This window comes from Pseudomonas viridiflava (assembly GCF_900602065.1).
In the GTDB taxonomy this organism is placed as follows: domain Bacteria; phylum Pseudomonadota; class Gammaproteobacteria; order Pseudomonadales; family Pseudomonadaceae; genus Aquipseudomonas.
Window position 1 is genome coordinate 1 of the sequence record NZ_UWFN01000325.1, and the last position, 287, is coordinate 287.

Genomic DNA, 287 nt, shown 5'->3' on the forward strand with positions numbered 1-287 from the left:
GAGCTTTCCTGTAATTTCCAATATAAAAAATAACGCTAAACAAAACGGCATCAAAGCCGATTTGCTCTTGAGGTCGTGGATGGCAGTTGTAGGAAGCATCTTACACGTTCATCCGTGGGCATAGTGACAACAAGAGGGAATACCATGTGGGCGACTCTTCGAGAACAGGAAGTCCTGGCGCTTTTGCTTCAAGGATGTACCAACAAGGAAATTGCACAGCAGCTCTGCATCAGCGGCTATACCGATTTCTCTTATACACATCTGACGCTGCCGACGATCATTACAGG

Annotated in this window: 1 protein-coding gene; it reads left to right on the top strand. The window is 46.3% G+C overall.

Annotation, left to right across the window (positions count from 1 at the left end):
* Window positions 1-144: 144 nt before the first annotated feature.
* Window positions 145-287, top strand: a 143-nt coding sequence (locus tag EE949_RS24390; protein WP_241152868.1) for a LuxR C-terminal-related transcriptional regulator, incomplete at its 3' end; no start/stop codon positions are given.